Below are 18,579 nucleotides of genomic sequence, written 5' to 3' on the forward strand. Positions count from 1 at the left end.
CTTACTTCTCCATCCGTACACCGAACACTTTGGCTTCGATCATGCGGCCCGTTTGCGTGGCAGCAAGACCACCCTGTGCGGTTTCCTTCAGCGTAGTCGGCATGGCGCAGCCGATTCGGTACATGGCCTCGATGACTTCATCTGTCGGGATTACACTCTTGATGCCTGCCATCGCCATATCTGCGGCTACCGTCGCAATCGCTGCTCCCATCGCATTTCGTTTGACACATGGTACTTCAACCAGTCCGGCTACGGGGTCACAGACCAGACCGAGCATATTTTTCAACGCGATCGCTACTGCTTGGGCAGATTCCTCAGGCGTACCGCCAGCCATTTCTACAATCGCCGCAGCAGCCATGGCCGTTGCAGAGCCCACCTCTGCCTGGCAACCACCCGCAGCACCCGAAATGAATGCGTTATTGGCAATGCAATATCCGATAGCGCCTGCCGTAAACAAATAATTGACCATTTCCTCACGGGTCGGCTGCAGCTTGTCAGATACGGCAAACAGCGTCCCTGGTACAATACCGCATGCTCCTGCTGTCGGCGTTGCGACAATCGTACCCATCGCTGCGTTTACTTCGTTAACCGCCACGGACATCGAGACGGCATTCAAAAGGGTGGGACCAGACAAAAACGTCTTGGTCTCCATATATGTTTGCAGCTTCTTCGCATCGCCGCCCGTCAACCCGCTATGCGAGCGAATATCTTCGGTAAGTCCGCGACGCACTGCTTTTTCCATCACATCGAGGTTGGCGTACATATCTTGCATAATGGCATCCCGACTGCGCTGGGAAACTTCCATTTCTGCTTCAATCATCACCTCGGAGATTTTCTTCCCCTGGGATTCGGCCAACTCTACTAGTTCAGCCACATTACGAAACATCTGGTTGTTCACTCCTCTAATCCTGCTCGTCCTTTTGCTTAGTTCAATGCGAGCAGGGATACGTCAAAGATATGGGGGATTTGACGAATTTCCTCCAGCACTTCCTGCGAGATCGTCGAATCCGTTTCAATTGCCATCAAAGCACGCGAACCGCGTGTATGTCGAGACACTTCCATGAGCCCCACATTAATGTTGTGCTGGGTCAGTACCTTTGCCACAGCCGCAATCATCCCAAAGCGATCCTCATGCAAGACCAAGAGTGTCGGTGTATCGAAGCCCAACTGAAAGGAAAACCCGTTCACTTCCAACACTTCGATCTTCCCGCCACCAATGGAAACACCAACGATTTCAATCTGACGCTCATCATCAGACAGCTTGATCCGCGCCGTGTTCGGGTGCTCTGTCAAAACCTCAGAAGTAGATAACTCCACTTCCATGCCCGCTTTTTCTGCAATCACCAGCGAATTTTTCAGACGCAAATCTGACGTGTCAAAGTCAAGGATTCCTGCAACAGTCGCCACATCAGAGCCATGTCCTTGATACGTTTTTGCAAATGAGCCGTAAAAAACAATTTCTGCTCGCAAAGGCATTCTGCCAAACAGCTTGCGAGCCACACGACCGATACGAGCTGCACCAGCCGTATGGGAGCTAGATGGCCCAACCATGATTGGACCGATAATATCAAATACGCTTTTGTACTTCACCGGTTCTCCTCCTGAATCACAAGGGGTTCAACAAGATTCACTCTCATTGTATCCTACAGCCTGTGAAAGCGCTACAGAGGAAACTGTACGTAAAGCAATCATAACCGATTTACGCAGACAACATGCGGTCAAATCAGGCTAAATGAAAAAACTCCCTCTGAGCAGAAGAGGGGCGTAACTCTTCTTTATCGTTGCTCGACGCCGATAATCACCAAAACCCCTGTATAAAAAAGAAGCCCCCTGTCCTCAGGGAAGCTCCTCTCCATACCACATATGCCTTACTTATCTTTTACCATGACAATCCCAAGTAGCCCTGGACCTGTATGTGTACCGATCACGGGACCAATCTGTTCCAACCAAGAGTCCGTTACCGTAAACTCTTGCTTGAGTCGCTCCAAGAGCTCAGCCGCTTGATCTGGAACACTGCTGTGCAGCACAGCGATTTTCACCGGGTTCCCTTGCGCGTATTCCTGCAAAGCTTCAAATACGCGATTAAGAGCCTTCTTCGTCCCACGTACCTTGTCAAAAGCAGACACGTACCCAGCGGTATCCAGTGTCAAAATCGGCTTGATATTCAAGAGCGAACCGATGACAGCAGATGCTTTGCCGATCCGACCGCCTTTTTGCAGGAACTCCAGCGTATCCACAATAAAGTATACCTGCACCTCATCCAAATAACGATCAATCTGATCCAGAATCTGCTCCTTGTTCTTGCCTGCTTGTGCGGCTTTTGCAGCCTCCACGCAGATCATTCCATGAACAAACGAAGCTTTGCGGGAATCGATCACCGTAATGTCGATATTTTCATCCAACATCGACTTGGCGATCATCGCTGATTGATACGTACCCGATAAGGAACCCGATAAGAGTATGGCAATGATTTGCACGTCCTTGCCATATTTCTCATAGATCGCTTTGTACGCTTCGGCAAATTCAAGCGGAGACGGCTGCGAGGTTGTCGGCATCACGCTCGATTGCTTCAGCTTCTCGAAAAACTCTGAAGACGAGATAGTGACTGCGTCCACATACGTTTCCGCCCCAAACATGATTTTCAACGGGACGGCCACGATCCCCAATGACTGCCTCACAGACGCATCGATATCGGACGCGCTGTCGGTAAGAATCACAATTGGCATTCTCGATCGCTCCTCTCCCTATTTGTTCGTATTCAAAAAGTTGGCTTTTACTCGACAGAAAAAATAAATGGATACAACGGTTGACCGCCTGCCTGGATCTCAACTTCCACATCCGGGTATGCATCGGACAAAGCTTTTTCTAAAGCATGAGCCTGATCTTCCGTCGCATCTTCTCCTAAGAATATCGTCACGATTTCGGAGTCTTCATCCACCATTCCCAAGAGTAGCGTCGTTGCGCAAGCTAGCAAGTCGGGACCTGCTGTGACGATTTCTTTCTCAGCCATGCCGATAAAATCGCCTTCTTTGATTTGTACCTCACCCATTTGCGTGTCGCGAACCGCGTGCGTCACCATACCTGTTTTCACTTGGGCAATCGCCTTGGTCATCGCTTGGGCGTTCGCTTCCGGTTCAACATCTGCACGGAAGCTGACCAGTGCTGCCAATCCCTGCGGAATGCTCTTCGTCGGTACGACAGTTACAGGAACCTCAGCAAGCTCGGATGCCTGCTGTGCTGCCATGATGATATTGCTGTTGTTTGGCAGGATGATGATGTGCTGGGCATTCAGTCCTTCGATGGCCTTCATGAAGTCCTCTGTGCTCGGATTCATCGTTTGGCCGCCCTCTACTACTACATGCACACCCATGCTGCGCAGAATCGTAGCGATTCCCCCACCAGCAGCTACCGCGATCAATCCGTATGGAAGCAGTTCTGTAGCAGGCTGAGCGGCTGTTTCTGGCTTCGCCTGTCCTTTGTTCTCTTCCGCTTTTAAGATGTTCGCATGCTGCTCGCGCATGTTTTCTATCTTCAGTCGATGCAGGCTGCCGAATTGCTGAGCGTATTGCAGTACGCTTCCCGGATGCTCTGCATGAATATGTACCTTGATGACTTCATCATCAGACACGACCAGTAGTGAATCGCCCATCGTATCCAGATGGCTGCGGAACAGCGCTTCTGAGAAGGGCTTTTTGTTCGGCTCGGTGCTATGCGCGACATGAACCATAAATTCCGTACAGTACCCGTACGTGATGTCTTCTGTTTTCATGTGGATTTGAGCATGATGCTGCTCAGAAATGAGCTTGTCCAGCTCTTCCTGACCCATTTTAGGTATCGAACGCTCACGATCAGCGGATAGCTCTTCCCCGCGCAATGCTCGCAAAAACCCTTCATAAATAAACAAGAGACCTTGTCCACCTGAGTCGACTACGCCCACTTCTTTTAGAACAGGCAGCATTTCCGGCGTACGCAACAGCGTAGCTTGCGCCTGCTCGTATGTTTTTTCCATGACAGAGATAATATCATCTGACGTGCGCGCTGCACGCACAGCCATCTCCGCCGCTTCACGGGCAACAGTCAAAATCGTGCCTTCTACCGGCTTCATCACTGCCTGATACGCAGAGTCAACACCAGCTTTCAAGGCATCGGCAAACTGACGGGCGTTAACCTCATCTTTTCCATTGACTGATTTGCTGAAGCCGCGGAATAACTGGGACAAAATCACGCCGGAGTTACCGCGCGCGCCCATTAACAGACCTTTTGCCAAAGCAGCTGCCGATTCAGTGATTCGGGGGGATTCTTTTCGAGTCAGCTCCTCCACACCGGAAGAGAAAGTCAAATTCATGTTTGTCCCCGTATCGCCATCCGGCACAGGAAAGACGTTTAATCCATCCACTACTCTGACGTTGTCGGATAAAAGGTTCGCCCCCAGGTAAACCATCCGGCTAAACAGCACGCCATCTAGACGCGTATGTACCAACTGATGTTCCTCCTTACATATCCCTGTCTGTACGAACTCCCTGCACAAAAATATTAACAGCAGTCACATCAATGCCTACCGTTTGCTCCAAGGTATATCGAACACGGCGTTGTACGTTGCCTGCCACCTCGGAAATTTTCACGCCATAGCTGACGATAATGTGCATGTCCAATACTACTTCGCCATTTGTGTTATGAACGACGACACCTTTGCTCAGGTTGTCTCTTCCTAACAGTTCAGCGATTCCATCTTTCAACGCTTTGCGAGAAGCCATGCCCACAAGTCCAAAAACTTCCATGGCCGCGCCGCCAGCGATCCGTGCGATCACGTCTTCTGTAACATCGATCTTTCCTAGCGATGTATTCATTTCCACTGTCATGCAAGGACTCCTCCTCTGTTAAACAGCTTGACCGTCATAGGTAAGCGTAACCATGCTTCCTTACAATTCTACACTAACACAAAAGAGAAATGAAGCGTTTTGTCGATCCTATCAACCCTATGAGAAAGACTGGGTAAATCATCTTGTCAAGTATTGCAATTGACAGCAATGTTGTGCTAATATAGTCGAGTATTTGTATTTCCCACAAAGGAAATCCCGTTTAGATGTAACAAGGGAGGTGGATCGTAATGGCACGTCGTTGCTTTGTAACAGGTAAATCTGCTAAAGCTGGAAACGCTCGCTCCCACTCCATGCGCGCAACTCGCCGCACCTGGGGTGTCAACGTACAAAAAGTGCGCATTCTCGTAAATGGAAAACCGAAGCGCGTTTATGTAAGTACTCGAGCACTGAAATCCGGTCTCGTAACTCGCGTATAGTTGATCTCAACTATGCGAAAAAAAGCACCCTCGAGGTGCTTTTTTGCATTTCTCCCGGTTCTCCACTCTTCTCCCAAAGGAGGCTCGGGGCCGAAGCTTCACTTTTTCTTGTTGAACGCCTCGATGATGCCCCGAATCATGCCACCCAGGAACTTCGGCAACTTGATGGTGTAAAACCGCATGCTACCCCTCCTCACCGAAATTACTACACACGATACAAATACACGCCGGCCCCTATGAGTGCTAATGCCAATAGGCTATACCAAACCCACGGAGGTGCCCAATACAGGAAAATGGTGATTCCCCCGACAGCCAACGCAACCCCGAGAACACGTCGCAAGGCGCCCCCCTGTCGCAGGCGATAGGAGCGCAATCCCATTTCGCGTAAGCACCTCCTTTAGGTGTTCTCAAAAACGTGCATATTACATCATATTCTGCTGTCGGATAAACATGTATCCTGCCACATGAAAAAAGTAGATGTCTTAAGAAGTAAAAAATCAGGCAACGGAACTCGCTGCCTGATTACATTATGTGGATAGTTTGTACTTGATACCGATTTTTTCCTGTTTCTTATGCGACTCGATCGCGTGCGGGGAACAGCAACTGCGATGCGCTACTAAGTACAACTGTCAAGACGACTCCCGCGATAATCATTTCTGGCAGCAAATACGTGATGTTATAAATGAGGGAATATTGCCAGACTGGTACACCTTCTGGCGCGTAGCTGCCAAACCAAATAACACCCGATAGAAAATGGCAGACAAATCGTCCAATCACGCCGATAAACAAGCCGCTCCACAGTACGATGATTCGTTGCTTCGTTCCTTCATAGCCAGACAGGCGAACAAGCCCAGCGAGACCCAGCGCACCAAAAGCAAGCGGATAATCCAGCAACAACTGAACCGGATGGACAACTGTACTGCCCAAGAGCAATTGAAGAAATCCAACAACAAGTCCTGTAATGACACCAGCAGCGAGTCCACGGCGAACAGCGATCAACGCGATTGGCACCATCACCAGCGATACAGAGCCGCCCTGTGGCATATCGAAAACCTTGATCTGACTAAACACAATTGCAAGAGCCGCCATCATCGCCATTTCCAACAAAATGACCAACCGTTGACGATCCAAAATAGTCACTCCTCAAAATAGAATAAATAAAAATTTTTTTACACCGATAATGTTTCTGATTCTAGCCCAAGTCTATGCTCGTGTCAAAGAAAAAAGCCGCTGCCTCATCGGCACTGCGGCTAGTTGTATTACCGAACCTTCTCCAAAAACTGCTGGGCACGTTCACTTCTTGGCTTTTGGAAAAACTCTTCCGGTGGCGTATCCTCCAAGAGACGACCATCATCGAGGAACAAAATACGGTCTGACACCTCTTCGGCAAAGCGCATCTCATGCGTGACGATTGCCATAGTCATTCCGCTATCAGCCAGCCCCTTCATAACCTCCAAAACCTCCTTGACCATCTCTGGGTCGAGGGCAGAGGTCGGCTCGTCAAACAGCATGATTTTTGGCTCCATCACAAGCGAACGGGCAATGGCTACACGCTGCTTCTGACCGCCCGACAAACGTGATGGAAAGACATCCGCTTTGTCTGCCAGCCCTACGCGCGCCAATAGCTCTTTCGCCTTTTGTTCCGCTTCAGCCGCAGACATGCCTTTTACTTTCATGGGGGCATAGGTCAAGTTTTTCAATACCGTCATATGCGGAAACAAGTGAAAATGCTGGAAAACCATCCCGATTTGCTGACGGATGCCCATCACGTCAGCCTTTGGAGCCGTGATTTCCTGTCCGTTGATCGTAATTGTACCCGTCGTCGGCGTCTCCATCAGGTTGATGCAACGCAATAGTGTTGACTTCCCCGATCCAGATGGACCGATGATGGCGACAACCTCCCCTTTTCCAATATTCGTGGTGATACCCTTCAGCACATTCAGTTGTCCAAATGACTTCGTAATGTTATCGATCTTAATCACTGAGTCTCATCCTCCGTTCCAGTACGCGAGCTACCCAAGTCAGGATCATAACCATGACATAGTACAGGATACCGGCGATCATGTATGGCTCAAAATAGCGGAAGATGGTGCCTTTGACCACATTCGCGTTCTGCATGATATCTGCAAGACCAATCGTGGAAACGAGGGCGGATTCCTTCAAAAGTGCAATCGTTTCATTGACAAGAGCAGGCAAGATATTTTTGACAGCCTGCGGCAAAATAATGTCGAGCATCATCCGATGATAAGGTACACCAAGCGCTTTGGCCGCTTCCCACTGCCCTTTATCAACCGCCAAAATTCCACCGCGAATCGTCTCAGAAATGTATGCACCTGAGTTTAGTGTAAACGTCAGTACAGCTGCTTCCAGTTGTGAAATGTTGTAACCAGTAAGCTGTGGCGTTGCAAAATAAACAAAGGTTAGCTGCAAAATCAAAGGTGTCCCGCGAAAAACAGACGTGTAAGCAACCGCGAGCCAGTTTAGCAATTTCACATTCGAAATTTTAATGAGTGCGAGGATGGAGCCCCAGAAAAATCCCAATACAACCGAAATTAAGGTAACAAGTAACGTGCCCTTTATCCCTTCCAATATGAAAGGAATATAGGGCACGATTTGTGCAAAATCCAAATTCATGCCCATTCTCCCCTCTTGCTGCTTATACAGTTATTCTTCGTTGCCTGGAGAGATTATTGACCGAACCATTTTTGAATCAGCTTGTCCATTTCTCCGTTTTCTTGCATCTTTTTAATGACTTCATTAAATTTCTCTACGTGCGGCGATCCTTTTGGGAACGCAACAGCGGAGCCATTCTTTTCATTTTCTTCCATTGTAGTGAATTGCAGGGAGTCATTGTTTGCCACGAAGCCTTTCGCTACCGTGTCCTCAATAATAGCAGCATCTACACGGCCCGCTTTTACTTCTTCGACAATCTCAGGCAGCTTGTTCAGCGAAGTGATCTGCAAGCCGGAAACAGTCTTTGCAAGCTCCTTTGCTGCCCCTTCCTGAATAGAACCGAGCTGTACCGCCACTTTTTTACCCGCCAATTGCTCAGGCTTGGTCAGATTGCTGTCTTTCTTTGCTACGATCGTATTTTTCGCATCGTAATAGATGGTGGAGAAATCAGCGTTCTTCTCGCGCTCAGGTGTTGCTGTCATACCAGCCATAACGAAGTCCGCGCGATTCGTTTGCAGTGCGGGAATAAGTCCGTCAAAGTTCATGTCATTAATTTGCAGTTCGTAGCCAAGCTCTTTTGCAATGTATTTCGCGATATCAATGTCAAAGCCGACAATCTCATCTTTTCCGCTGCTCAGGTCGTGATATTCATACGGCTTATAGTCAGCAGAAGTAGCCATAACCAATGTTTTCTTGTCGCCAGCAGAAGGCGCAGGTGCTTGTCCTGTTGCCGTTTGATTGCCTGTACCGCATCCAGCGATCATAACTGCCGCAAGCATGGAAGTAAGAGCCAAGGAAATAAATGATTTTGTTTTCTTCATGATGAACCCCCGTTGTTATGAGTTTTACGCATAAAGCAGTCTATTCGTAGCATTAATTTGCATGAAAACTTATATTTATGCATCACAATGATTATTTTACTCATAATCTGAACAATTTCAATCATTTTTTACCTACATTTTAAATACGGAATATACAGAATTTTATACACAAATTTTTATTTTAGTGGCAGAAAAGCAAACAAGGCTTTATAGTGCTAGTAAAAGGAATTACAGGAGGCTGACATGGAGAAAAACTGGACGTCCTATTTTCGGCAGCAGCTCCCAGAAATTATCGAGGAACTGCGTACATATGTAGAGATGGAAACACCCACCCACAACAAGCAAGCTGTTGATCGATTGGGCAGCCTGATTGCTGAACGCTTTCGCCAATTGGGGTGTCGGGTGGAGAGCTTGCCACAAGAGCAATACGGAAATCAGCTTCGAATGGAGTATGGAGATGGCGACGAGCAGATCCTCATTCTCGGTCACTTCGATACTGTAAAAGACATTGGAACATTAGCCGTCGAGCCTTGTCGCGAGGAAGATGGACGACTCTATGGGCCTGGTACATACGACATGAAAGCAGGAATCGTTTTTAGCTATTTTGCCCTGCGCGCCATGATGGAACATAATCTTTCGCCCAAAAATAAGCTCGTCTTTTTTTGGAACACCGACGAAGAGATTGGCAGTGTTTCCTCGGAAATGCTCATTAGAGAGGAAGCAAAAAGAAGTAAATATGCATTGGTACTGGAGCCTGCCGCTGGAGATGGCTCTTTGAAAACAAGCCGCAAAGGTGGCGGAGACTTCATTTTAAAAGTAACAGGCCGCGCTGCACATGCAGGCAATGATCACGCCAAGGGGATCAATGCGATCGCTGAGCTGGCTCACCACGTCCTCGCTATTCAATCATTTACGAATTATGAAGTGGGCACAACCTTGTCTGTCGGTACGATTACAGGCGGAAGTGCATCGAACGTCGTGCCTGACTTTGCCATGACAGAAATCGATGTGCGTGTCCAAAGCCGCGAGGAAAGGGAGCGTATTACCCAATTGATGAGTCAGTTAACCGCTGTCCATCCGGAAGCCAAGCTGTCCCTAGAAGGCGGGATCACCAAGCCCCCCATGGAACGAACGGCGGGTACCGAGCAACTGTTCTTGCATGCGAAGGAACAAGCGCGTCTGGAAGGTTTTGAATTGACGGAGCAAGGTGTCGGCGGAACAAGCGATGGGAACTTCGCCGCTGATGCAGGAACACCAACACTGGACGGTTTGGGACCTGTCGGTGATGGAGCCCACGCTTCCCACGAGCATATCGTCATTGACGCCATTCCTGGCAGGATTGCCGTAATGCTTCGGATGTTTTTAACCTTGTCATAATAAATTTACAGGTGTATAATTTTATGGAAAAATAAGGCTCCGTCTATTAGCGACGGAGCCTTATCTGCACTATTTTCGAATGGGCAGTCATATATATTCCTATTCGAATAACAAGGAGAGGGAAAACATGGAATCAATCACCACATCGCCAAGCAATCCCGTAGGATTTTGGCGTCGGCTCGGTGCCGGTCTGCTAGATGCAATCATTATCGGACTACCGCTACTACTGCTCACCTATATCATTACAGGCACTACCGAAGACAATCTTGTTACCAATATCATCTCCTCACTGTACAGCCTCCTCGTGCCCGTATTTTGGCATGGCTATACAGTAGGCAAAAGAATTGCAGGGATTCGCATCGCCCGAATCGATGAAGAGCCTGTGGGAATCGGAACCATGCTGTTACGCAACCTGGTCGGAGGGATCGTGTACGTCATTACACTCGGTCTTGGTATAATCGTCAGCGCCATCATGGTTGCTGTTCGTCAGGATAAACGCTCGATCCATGATTTGATCGCCGGCACGTATGTAACATCGAATCAACCTTAATTTACCAAAACAGCATATCCAGACTAAAAAAGACCGGATATAATCATCCGGCCTTTTTTCATTTTTACCCATCAAGCAGTTTATCGGAACAACACCTTATCTGTTTTTGCATCCATAAACACCATGGTTGTATACGGCGGCAGGCTTGCACGCACAATGATATAAGGTGTGTGCACCGCTGGCAATGTAATCTCTTCTGGAGCTGGATTTGTCAACTCTACATAAACCGTGAGCATTTCCCATCCTTGCTGAGTTCCAACAACCTTCAAGCTATAGCCAGAGGTAGGCATTTCACCACGGGAGACCACATACAGGTCGCCTTGACGATGTACACCCTTCTTCGATTTTACTTTTCCTACGAATTCACGTTCAGACGCTGTCAATGTACCTTCTTTTACGATAGACAATTTTTTCGTTTGCACGTCTACTTGGGAAGTCGTGATCGGCCCCGAATGTTTTTGTTCAGCGTGCACGCCAGTTTGTGAAAATGGCAGAATGGAGAGAATGGTGAGAACCGCTACACTGTTTTTCCATAACGATTTCATACATGATCAACTCCTGATTTTTTTAAAGGGCGTGAAACATTTCTTGATACTGGCCAGTATCTCTCAGACAGGATTTTTTACCACTATCTGGATAATTTGATTTAATCATTATATTTATTAAAAAGCAATATTTTCCAAAATGTTTTATTTTTGTTAATCAACCTTTACCATATACTGCCAATATACCTTTTTAGAATAAGAATAATTCAATTTTATTCTATTTGTAGTATGAACTATAATTATACTTTTATTTTTATTATTAATTGATTTATCACATAATTAGTTACAATATTCAGATGATTACAAACTACATAAGCGGGAGAAAGCACAAAAAAGCTGACGCCGAGATTGCCTATCGTCGTCAGCTTACAGCTACGTATTATTCTTACTGTCCACGAATCGCAGCGATCGCTTGACCGCGATCTGCCTGATTGAATACCGCGCTGCCTGCAACGAGGACAGTCGCTCCTGCTTCCTCGCACAATCGTGCTGTTTGTGCATTGACACCGCCATCGATTTCGATTTCCACATGCCCCAAGCCACGCTCGTTCAGCATTTGACGCAACTGGGCAACCTTTGGCAGAACGCTGTGAATAAATTTTTGTCCACCAAAACCAGGGTTCACTGTCATGAGGAGAACCATATCCAAATCAGCGAGGACTGGCTCGATCGTGGAAATCGGTGTAGCCGGGTTCAATACCACTCCCGCTTTTACACCTTGCTCTTTGATCAAGTACAGCGTGCGATGGAGATGACGGCATGCTTCCTGATGAACCGTAATCCAGTCTGCTCCACTTTTCGCGAATTGCGGAATGTAGCGATCTGGTTCCTCAATCATCAAGTGTACATCGAGAGGCAGCTTGGTCACTGGGCGAATCGCCTCTACAATCAGAGGGCCGATCGTAATGTTTGGAACGAAGTGTCCATCCATCACATCCACGTGAATCCAGTCTGCTCCTCCCTTCTCGACATCGAGAATTTCTTCACCCAGACGGGCAAAATCAGCAGATAGGATAGAAGGTGCGATTTTTACCATGGTTTGTTCCTCCGTTGGTATTCTTTTAGCTCTTCGCGGAATTGTTTGTAGTGTTCATAGCGCTGTTCACTAATCTCACCAGCCTCCAGTGCGGCCTGCACGGCACAAGCTGGCTCGCTTACGTGAAGACAACCACGGAATTTGCATTCCGAGCTGCGATCGGCAAAGTCCCGGAAGGATTCCGCCAGATCAAGCTCGGAGAAATCGATGAATTCCAGTGAACTGAAGCCCGGTGTATCTGCCACATAGCCGCCGCCCGCAAGCGGAATCAGCTCGACATGACGTGTTGTATGCTTTCCTCGTCCGAGCTTTTGGCTGACATCTCCTGTTTGCAGACTGACACCCGGAAATAGCATGTTGATCAGAGAGGATTTGCCTACACCTGACTGACCTGCAAAAACGGATATGCGGTCCCGCAAAATCTCACGCACGTCCTCCACACCGCGTTCATCCGCTGTTGAGGTCGGAATCACGCGGTACCCGACCGCTTCATATTTCTCCACGATTTCGGCTACCTCTTCTTCCGACACTTGATCGGCTTTGGATAGCACAATCACAGAATCAATCCCTGCATGCTCCGTGTGCGTCAGGAACTTGTCCAACAGCAACGGACTGAACATCGGCTTGTACATCGAAAAGACAAGTACCGCCTGATCCACATTGGAAATGGGCGGACGAACCAACTCATTCGTCCGTTCGCCCACCTCCATGATATAGCCTTCTTCCTCATTGATCGCATCGTAGACGACCCAATCCCCAACCAGCGGATTTACTTTTGCATCTTTTTTCTTGAAGAGCCCTCGTGCACGGCAACTGTAGATTCGCCCTTCGTCGGCTACATAATAGAAACCGCTCAGCGCTTTCACAATCCGTCCTTCTGGCATTCATGTCCCTCCACTACACTATGGCAAGCTGCTATAGGAAATCGAATACTTTTGTGCCTCCATAAAGTTGTTCATGTTCGGCCCTTTGACCAACAGCCTGATCAACGCATCTTTTTGAGGCGACACTACGTATGGCACATTGTATTCTTTGCTTTCAGAAACAGTCTCAGTCAGTACAACCTTCGTACCGCTGGCATCCGTTACTTCAATTTGCACTTCCAACGTATCACCCGGCATCACATCTACATAGACAGGCGAATTCCCGGTCTTGGCGTCCTGCGGGAATTGGCCATTGCTGACCTCAAGCGGAACCGAAACTCCCTGTTGCACATCCATTCCCGGATCGTATGGGTGAGTGCTCAGAACAATGCCTGGTTTGTCCGTGGTATAAGTAGGCACTTCCTTGATTTCCCCGACAGACAGCCCTTTTTTGAACAATTCTACTTGTGCAGCCTCTACTGATTTATTCCGGACATCCGGCATTTTCACAAAGGCTTTTCCTTTACTAATCGTGACCGTCACATTTGTTTTGGTCGGGAACACCTTTTCATTTGCGGCTGGAGACTGCTTGATAACCGTTCCTACCTCTGCCTTGTCGTCCGCTTCCTCTACGAAAGTGACATTCTCCAGTTTAAAACCATTGCTTTTCAATGCTTCCTCTGCTGTTGCTCGCGGCAACGTAACCAGATTTGGCATATTGATCTCTTGTTGTCCTTTGCTTACATACAAGGTCACAACGGAATTTTCCTTTAACCGCATGGGAGGTGCAGGGTCCTGGCGTATCACCATTCCCTTTTCTATCGTATCATTGGCTTCTTCGACGATACGGGCAACAAGTTTGGCATCCTGAATCTTTTTCTCAGCCAGCGTCACTTCGATCCCTTCTACATGAGGTACCTGTGCCTCAGGAACGGAAGGAAACAGATTCAACAGTAAGTTAAATCCGAAGAATGCCAGTACGAAAAACAGTCCGATTCCACCTACCCATAATAGGGCTTTGACCCACCATTGTTTCTTGGCTGGTTTGGCGTCCTCTTCTTCCGTACGCTGCTCATAGCGACCACGCCCCGCTCCTCCGGTTTTGCCATTGGTATGGTCTTTGAGCATGTCAGGTGTGATGATCGGCACCACACGCGTCATCTCTTCATCCACCGGGAACGTCAGCTTTTCTTCGTTTAATCGCTCCGGGAACAGGCAGGTCTCCAAATCTTCTAGCATTTCACTCGCGGATGCGTATCTGAGAAACGGGTCCTTTACCAGCGCCTTCAAAATGACATTTTCCACACTCTGTGGAATCGCCGGATTGACTTGGCGCGGCTCTGGAAGCGGCTCCTGCAAATGCTTAAGTGCCACTGATATAGGCGAATCACCGGAAAACGGCAGTTCACCTGTCACCATTTCATACAAGACGATCCCCAGCGAGTAAATATCGGATTTTTCCCCGGTAATCCCGCCGCGCGCCTGCTCTGGCGAAAAATAATGGACAGAGCCAAGCATCGCATTCGTATGCGTAATCGTAGCTGAAGTAACGGCTCGCGCAATCCCGAAGTCCGTAACCTTCACCCGACCATTTTTTCCAATCATAATGTTATGCGGCTTGATATCTCGATGAATGATCTGGTTTTGATGCGCATGATCGAGTGCATCGCAAATTTGCTCGGCGATCCGCACTGCCTCTTCTACCGGCAGCGCACCACGTTGAATAATGACCTCTTTCAACGTATAGCCTTCTATGTACTCCATCACCATGTAATGGGTATCGCCTTCCTGACCGACATCATACACCCCAACCACATTGGGGTGAGATAAGCTCGCCACCGCCTGCGCTTCACGTCGGAAACGATTGACGAAATCTTCGTCCGTACCAAACTGTGAACGCAGCACTTTGACTGCCACTGGACGATTCAAAATTAAATCTTTGGCCTTGTATACAATGGCCATACCGCCCCCACCGACGCGGGATTCTATTTGGTATCGTCCTCCCAGTCGTTGACCTTCCATCTCTCTCACCCCTCTTCCTGACCGGCAACAAGCGTATTTCGTACGGCAACCAGCGTTATGTTATCTTCCCCACCGGCATCCAGTGCTTCCTGCACCAAACCGTCCACCTTCGCTTGTAACGATATCTGTTTCTGCAAGCTTTCTTCTATGGAAGGATGACTGACCTTGTTGCTCAATCCATCTGAGCAAATCAAGACGATATCACCCTCTGACCATTCAAACTGCCCAAGATCAATAAGCACATCCGGTTCAGTCCCGAGCGAACGCATAATAACGTTGCGATGAGGATGGACAGACGCCTCCTCGGCTGTAATCTGTCCACTCTTCAACAGCTCATTGACAAGGGAATGGTCTTCTGTTTTCATGACCAGTCCGTCTTGGTTGTAAAAATACAGACGGCTGTCGCCAATATGCGCGGTAATCACAGTGGATTGATCGAACAAGGCCGCAACCACGGTTGTGCCCATGCCACTGCACTCCGGATGTTCAACCGCATATTCATAGACTTCTTTATTCGCCAGCAGGATAGCGTTCATCAATTGCTCACGCACATCCTCTGCTTCGAGGTCCCCATCTAGGTGACGCAGTTCTTTTACTATTCGCTCAACAGCAAGGCGACTGGCGATATCACCAGCCTGATGGCCACCCATACCATCTGCTACAATGGCGAGCACGCGTCCGTTTAAATCGGTCACACAGGCATAATAGTCCTCGTTAACCTGACGAACGCGGCCAACATGGGATTTCATCGCGATTTCCATGGCATCACCCCACGGTTTCTTTAGCGTGTTGTGCCCTCAATTGTCCGCAAGCAGCAGCAATATCACTGCCTTGCTCACGTCTGATGGTCACATTGATTCCTTTTTCCTCTAAAATGCGTTTGAACTGAAAAATCTCATTGCGTGGCGTGCGCACATAATCACGCTCTGGTACGTAGTTCACCGGGATCAGATTCACGTGGCAAAGCATGTCGCCAATAAGTTCGGCCAGCTCCTCTGCATGTTCGGGCTGATCGTTTTTCCCACCGAACAGACCGTACTCAAAACTGATGCGGCGCCCTGTCTTGTTAATGTAATGGTGGCATGCCTCCATCAGCTTAGCGAGCGGGAAGCCGCGGTTAATCGGCATCAACTGGCTTCTCAGCTCTGTGTTTGGAGCGTGCAGGGAAATCGCCAGGTTCACTTGTCCGCCACGTTCAGCAAACTCATAAATCTTCGGCACAATTCCACTGGTGGAAACCGTAATGTGACGAGCACCGATATTCAAACCACGGTTATCGTTGATTACGGACAAGAACGCCATCAAGCTCTCGAAGTTCTCGAAAGGCTCCCCGATCCCCATGACGACAACGTGACTGACACGCTCACCTTCCGCATCCAATCTGCGTTGTGCCGTCAATACTTGAGAGACGATTTCACCTGCATCCAGGTTACGTTTTAGTCCACCTAATGTAGAGGCACAAAACGTACATCCGATACGGCAGCCCACCTGTGTCGTAACACAGATGCTGTTTCCGTAGTTATGACGCATAATTACTGTCTCAATCGCATGTCCATCGACAAGCTGGAACAAAAACTTGATCGTTCCATCCTGCGACTCCTGATGCGTGATTTCCTTGAGTGGCTCCATGCGGAACGTATCAGCCAGCTTTTCGCGCAGCTCCTTGGACAAATTGCTCATCTCGTCAAAAGAAGTGACGCGCTTTACATATAGCCAGTCAAAAATTTGTTGCGCACGAAATGCTTTATCGCCGGCACTAACCAGCCATTCCTTCATTTCATCTTGTGTCAAACTGTAAATAAGCGGCTTTGCGCCAGTAAATGTCGTTAATGGCATTCTATCTCCACATCCTCAAAATCATTGCTTGCCTAAATCCATTCTATCATTGTACCTCGTGGGGCGTCTCGCTTCAAACGGTTTTGACATCCATATTCATAAATGCGTCGCTTTTCCTAGTGTAAACCAATACGCGCGCTCGCAAACAAAGGCAAAGGAGTGGCATTTTCCACCTGTTGGTGCGCCACCCCTTGTTAGTATGTCCGTTTCCTTATCCTCTTCGTTTCAATCGCGCGATAAAGAATCCATCACTCTCGAAATGGTGAGGCAAAATTTGTACGCAGGCTCCGGTTTCATCGACATGCCCTCTAACAGCCTCAGGCAGGTCTTGTGCCAGTGTATCATCAAATACGAAGTCAGGGTGTTCTTCGACAAAGCGGCGAACAATCTCCTGGTTTTCTGTTGGCTCAATCGTACATGTGCTGTAAACCATCACACCACCCTGAGCAAGCATCGGTGCCAATGTCTTGAGCAGTTCGTACTGTAGCTGAGCAATCGCACGGACATCTCCAGGTGTTTTGTTCCATTTCAGATCAGGCTTGCGACGAATCACGCCAAATCCGGTACATGGCGCATCGAGCAGAATTCGGTCGAAAGTTCCTAGTGCTTTTTCTGGTAGGTCAAGCGCATCACTTACGATTGGCTCGATGATCGTAATCCCGAGTCTTTTCGCTGCACTCGCAATCAGATCGCGTTTGTGCGGATGCACGTCACTCGCGATGATTTGCCCGCGGTTTTCCATCATTTCCGCTATATGCGTTGTTTTTCCACCTGGCGCCGCGCAAGCATCCAGTACGCGCATGCCTGGTTGGGCAGCAAGAGCTGGTGCTACGAGCATAGAGCTCTCATCCTGAATCGTGAAGTAGCCTTCCTTGAACAAGCGTGAGCCTGCTGCATGTCCGCCCTCCATCAGAATAGCATGAGGACTGACAGACGACGCTTGGCCTTCCAGCCCTTCTTCCGCCAGCTTGTCCAGCACTTGATCCTTCGTCGTTTTCCATGCATTGACTCGGACAGAGCTATGCGGGGTTCTATTGTTGGCTTCGCAAATTGCAACCGTCGTCTCTTCTCCATATACCTCAAGCCACTGACGCACAAGCCATTCTGGATGAGAATAGGCAACGGCGATTTGCAAGGCACGGTCGCCTTTTGGCTGACGCTCCCACACATCCGGCTGGCGCAACACATTGCGCAAAACACCGTTGACCATCGAAGCAATCCCTTGGTGACCGCGTTTCTTGGCGATTTCAACCGCCTGGTGTACGGCAGCGCGCTCAGGAATACGGTCCAAAAAGCGAATTTGATACAAGCTGAGGCGCAATAAGTTACGGACCCAGGTCTGGACCTTTTTATTCCCGACAAAATGGGAAAGGACATGATCCAGCGTCATCTTGCGCTGAATGGTACCGTACACAAGCTCTGTCACCAGCCCTGCATCTGCTGCACTGAGATTTTCCCGATCCAGGACATTGCGCAGCTCAAGATTGCTGTAGGACTTATGTTCTTCTACCCTGTTCAAAACATCGAGGGCGATATCGCGAGCTCCCTTTTTTGCCACGG

General features: G+C 48.6%; 21 protein-coding genes. 3 read left to right on the forward strand and 18 right to left on the reverse strand.

Translation table 11 applies throughout. The features are described from left to right. Nucleotide 1: 1 nt before the first annotated feature. The 5 genes from sdaAA to AB432_RS19200 all read right to left on the reverse strand — a co-directional run bounded on the left by sdaAA (nt 2) and on the right by AB432_RS19200 (nt 4,859). Nucleotides 2–886 carry an L-serine ammonia-lyase, iron-sulfur-dependent, subunit alpha gene (gene sdaAA / locus AB432_RS19180; protein WP_007728344.1) on the reverse strand — a complete coding sequence of 295 codons (885 nt, stop codon included), beginning with the start codon at nt 884–886 and terminating at the stop codon, nt 2–4. Between the two features lie 38 nt (nt 887–924). After that, nucleotides 925–1,590: an L-serine ammonia-lyase, iron-sulfur-dependent subunit beta gene (gene sdaAB / locus AB432_RS19185; protein ID WP_048033641.1), complete on the reverse strand. Its 666-nt coding sequence runs from the start codon at nt 1,588–1,590 to the stop codon at nt 925–927. A 278-nt stretch (nt 1,591–1,868) separates the two neighbouring features. Next, nucleotides 1,869–2,726: a DegV family protein gene (locus AB432_RS19190; RefSeq protein WP_048033642.1), complete on the reverse strand. Its 858-nt coding sequence runs from the start codon at nt 2,724–2,726 to the stop codon at nt 1,869–1,871. A 47-nt stretch (nt 2,727–2,773) separates the two neighbouring features. Further along, complete coding sequence (locus AB432_RS19195) at nt 2,774–4,480, reverse strand: DAK2 domain-containing protein (protein WP_048033643.1); 1,707 nt, start codon at nt 4,478–4,480, stop codon at nt 2,774–2,776. Between the two features lie 13 nt (nt 4,481–4,493). Next, nucleotides 4,494–4,859, reverse strand: coding sequence for an Asp23/Gls24 family envelope stress response protein (locus AB432_RS19200; protein ID WP_007728362.1), 366 nt, complete (start codon nt 4,857–4,859; stop codon nt 4,494–4,496). A gap of 248 nt (nt 4,860–5,107) precedes the next feature. Between AB432_RS19200 and rpmB the strand changes: the two genes are divergently transcribed. Continuing rightward, nucleotides 5,108–5,296, forward strand: a complete 189-nt coding sequence (gene rpmB, locus AB432_RS19205; RefSeq protein ID WP_005831020.1) for a 50S ribosomal protein L28 — start codon at nt 5,108–5,110, stop codon at nt 5,294–5,296. Between the two features lie 98 nt (nt 5,297–5,394). Here the strand turns inward: rpmB and spoVM are convergent, their stop codons facing one another. The 6 genes from spoVM to AB432_RS19230 form a co-directional block, all read right to left on the reverse strand. Continuing rightward, nucleotides 5,395–5,478, reverse strand: a complete 84-nt coding sequence (spoVM, locus tag AB432_RS19210; protein WP_005831022.1) for a stage V sporulation protein SpoVM — start codon at nt 5,476–5,478, stop codon at nt 5,395–5,397. A gap of 23 nt (nt 5,479–5,501) precedes the next feature. Beyond that, nucleotides 5,502–5,675 (reverse strand): hypothetical protein, encoded by a 174-nt coding sequence (locus tag AB432_RS30840; RefSeq protein ID WP_007728365.1) that lies wholly within the window; start codon nt 5,673–5,675, stop codon nt 5,502–5,504. Between the two features lie 191 nt (nt 5,676–5,866). Continuing rightward, nucleotides 5,867–6,427 (reverse strand): energy-coupled thiamine transporter ThiT, encoded by a 561-nt coding sequence (thiT, locus tag AB432_RS19215; protein WP_048033644.1) that lies wholly within the window; start codon nt 6,425–6,427, stop codon nt 5,867–5,869. A gap of 128 nt (nt 6,428–6,555) precedes the next feature. Next, complete coding sequence (locus tag AB432_RS19220; protein WP_048033645.1) at nt 6,556–7,278, reverse strand: amino acid ABC transporter ATP-binding protein; 723 nt, start codon at nt 7,276–7,278, stop codon at nt 6,556–6,558. Further along, the gene (locus tag AB432_RS19225; protein WP_048035888.1) at nt 7,271–7,930 is read right to left on the reverse strand and encodes an amino acid ABC transporter permease; all 660 of its coding nucleotides are present in this window, start codon (nt 7,928–7,930) and stop codon (nt 7,271–7,273) included. The genes AB432_RS19220 and AB432_RS19225 overlap by 8 nt, the downstream gene beginning before the upstream one ends. Nucleotides 7,931–7,983: 53 nt before the next feature. Continuing rightward, entirely contained in the window at nt 7,984–8,790 is an 807-nt protein-coding gene (locus tag AB432_RS19230) for a transporter substrate-binding domain-containing protein (RefSeq protein WP_048033646.1), read from the reverse strand. Nucleotides 8,791–9,033: 243 nt separating this feature from the next. On the opposite strand from AB432_RS19230, the gene AB432_RS19235 reads away from it, so the two are divergent. Together AB432_RS19235 and AB432_RS19240 are read left to right on the forward strand one after the other, a co-directional pair. Continuing rightward, nucleotides 9,034–10,167, forward strand: coding sequence for a M20 family metallopeptidase (locus AB432_RS19235; protein WP_048033647.1), 1,134 nt, complete (start codon nt 9,034–9,036; stop codon nt 10,165–10,167). A 127-nt stretch (nt 10,168–10,294) separates the two neighbouring features. Continuing rightward, complete coding sequence (locus tag AB432_RS19240) at nt 10,295–10,717, forward strand: RDD family protein (protein WP_048033648.1); 423 nt, start codon at nt 10,295–10,297, stop codon at nt 10,715–10,717. An 80-nt stretch (nt 10,718–10,797) separates the two neighbouring features. Here the strand turns inward: AB432_RS19240 and AB432_RS19245 are convergent, their stop codons facing one another. From AB432_RS19245 to rsmB, 7 genes are all read right to left on the reverse strand, one after another. Beyond that, complete coding sequence (locus AB432_RS19245; RefSeq protein WP_048033649.1) at nt 10,798–11,262, reverse strand: protease complex subunit PrcB family protein; 465 nt, start codon at nt 11,260–11,262, stop codon at nt 10,798–10,800. A 385-nt stretch (nt 11,263–11,647) separates the two neighbouring features. Next, on the reverse strand, nt 11,648–12,298 hold the full coding sequence (rpe, locus tag AB432_RS19250; protein ID WP_048033650.1) for a ribulose-phosphate 3-epimerase: 651 nt from the start codon (nt 12,296–12,298) through the stop codon (nt 11,648–11,650). Further along, on the reverse strand, nt 12,292–13,182 hold the full coding sequence (rsgA, locus tag AB432_RS19255; protein WP_048033651.1) for a ribosome small subunit-dependent GTPase A: 891 nt from the start codon (nt 13,180–13,182) through the stop codon (nt 12,292–12,294). The genes rpe and rsgA overlap by 7 nt, the downstream gene beginning before the upstream one ends. Nucleotides 13,183–13,200: 18 nt before the next feature. Continuing rightward, on the reverse strand, nt 13,201–15,183 hold the full coding sequence (gene pknB / locus AB432_RS19260) for a Stk1 family PASTA domain-containing Ser/Thr kinase (protein WP_048033652.1): 1,983 nt from the start codon (nt 15,181–15,183) through the stop codon (nt 13,201–13,203). 5 nt (nt 15,184–15,188) lie between these two features. Then, a complete protein-coding gene (locus AB432_RS19265) occupies nt 15,189–15,944 on the reverse strand; it encodes a Stp1/IreP family PP2C-type Ser/Thr phosphatase (RefSeq protein WP_048033653.1) in 756 nt (251 codons plus the stop codon). Between the two features lie 4 nt (nt 15,945–15,948). Next, on the reverse strand, nt 15,949–17,019 hold the full coding sequence (gene rlmN / locus AB432_RS19270) for a dual-specificity RNA methyltransferase RlmN (RefSeq protein ID WP_048033654.1): 1,071 nt from the start codon (nt 17,017–17,019) through the stop codon (nt 15,949–15,951). A gap of 211 nt (nt 17,020–17,230) precedes the next feature. Continuing rightward, on the reverse strand, nt 17,231–18,577 hold the full coding sequence (gene rsmB, locus AB432_RS19275; protein WP_048033655.1) for a 16S rRNA (cytosine(967)-C(5))-methyltransferase RsmB: 1,347 nt from the start codon (nt 18,575–18,577) through the stop codon (nt 17,231–17,233). Between the last annotated feature and the right edge of the window lie 2 nt (nt 18,578–18,579).

The organism is Brevibacillus brevis, assembly GCF_001039275.2.
In the GTDB taxonomy this organism is placed as follows: Bacteria; Bacillota; Bacilli; order Brevibacillales; family Brevibacillaceae; genus Brevibacillus; species Brevibacillus brevis_C.

Coding starts and splice junctions, on each gene's coding strand:
- AB432_RS30840 (WP_007728365.1), bottom strand. CDS start 5,675: ATGGGATTGCGCTCCTATCGCCTGCGACAGGGGGGCGCCTTGCGACGT.
- AB432_RS19200 (WP_007728362.1), bottom strand. CDS start 4,859: ATGACAGTGGAAATGAATACATCGCTAGGAAAGATCGATGTTACAGAA.
- sdaAA (WP_007728344.1), bottom strand. CDS start 886: ATGTTTCGTAATGTGGCTGAACTAGTAGAGTTGGCCGAATCCCAGGGG.
- AB432_RS19230 (WP_048033646.1), bottom strand. CDS start 8,790: ATGAAGAAAACAAAATCATTTATTTCCTTGGCTCTTACTTCCATGCTT.
- AB432_RS19245 (WP_048033649.1), bottom strand. CDS start 11,262: ATGAAATCGTTATGGAAAAACAGTGTAGCGGTTCTCACCATTCTCTCC.
- AB432_RS19265 (WP_048033653.1), bottom strand. CDS start 15,944: ATGGAAATCGCGATGAAATCCCATGTTGGCCGCGTTCGTCAGGTTAAC.
- rpmB (WP_005831020.1), top strand. CDS start 5,108: ATGGCACGTCGTTGCTTTGTAACAGGTAAATCTGCTAAAGCTGGAAAC.
- AB432_RS19235 (WP_048033647.1), top strand. CDS start 9,034: ATGGAGAAAAACTGGACGTCCTATTTTCGGCAGCAGCTCCCAGAAATT.
- spoVM (WP_005831022.1), bottom strand. CDS start 5,478: ATGCGGTTTTACACCATCAAGTTGCCGAAGTTCCTGGGTGGCATGATT.
- AB432_RS19240 (WP_048033648.1), top strand. CDS start 10,295: ATGGAATCAATCACCACATCGCCAAGCAATCCCGTAGGATTTTGGCGT.
- rlmN (WP_048033654.1), bottom strand. CDS start 17,019: ATGCCATTAACGACATTTACTGGCGCAAAGCCGCTTATTTACAGTTTG.
- rsgA (WP_048033651.1), bottom strand. CDS start 13,182: ATGCCAGAAGGACGGATTGTGAAAGCGCTGAGCGGTTTCTATTATGTA.
- pknB (WP_048033652.1), bottom strand. CDS start 15,183: ATGGAAGGTCAACGACTGGGAGGACGATACCAAATAGAATCCCGCGTC.
- AB432_RS19190 (WP_048033642.1), bottom strand. CDS start 2,726: ATGCCAATTGTGATTCTTACCGACAGCGCGTCCGATATCGATGCGTCT.
- AB432_RS19225 (WP_048035888.1), bottom strand. CDS start 7,930: ATGAATTTGGATTTTGCACAAATCGTGCCCTATATTCCTTTCATATTG.
- rpe (WP_048033650.1), bottom strand. CDS start 12,298: ATGGTAAAAATCGCACCTTCTATCCTATCTGCTGATTTTGCCCGTCTG.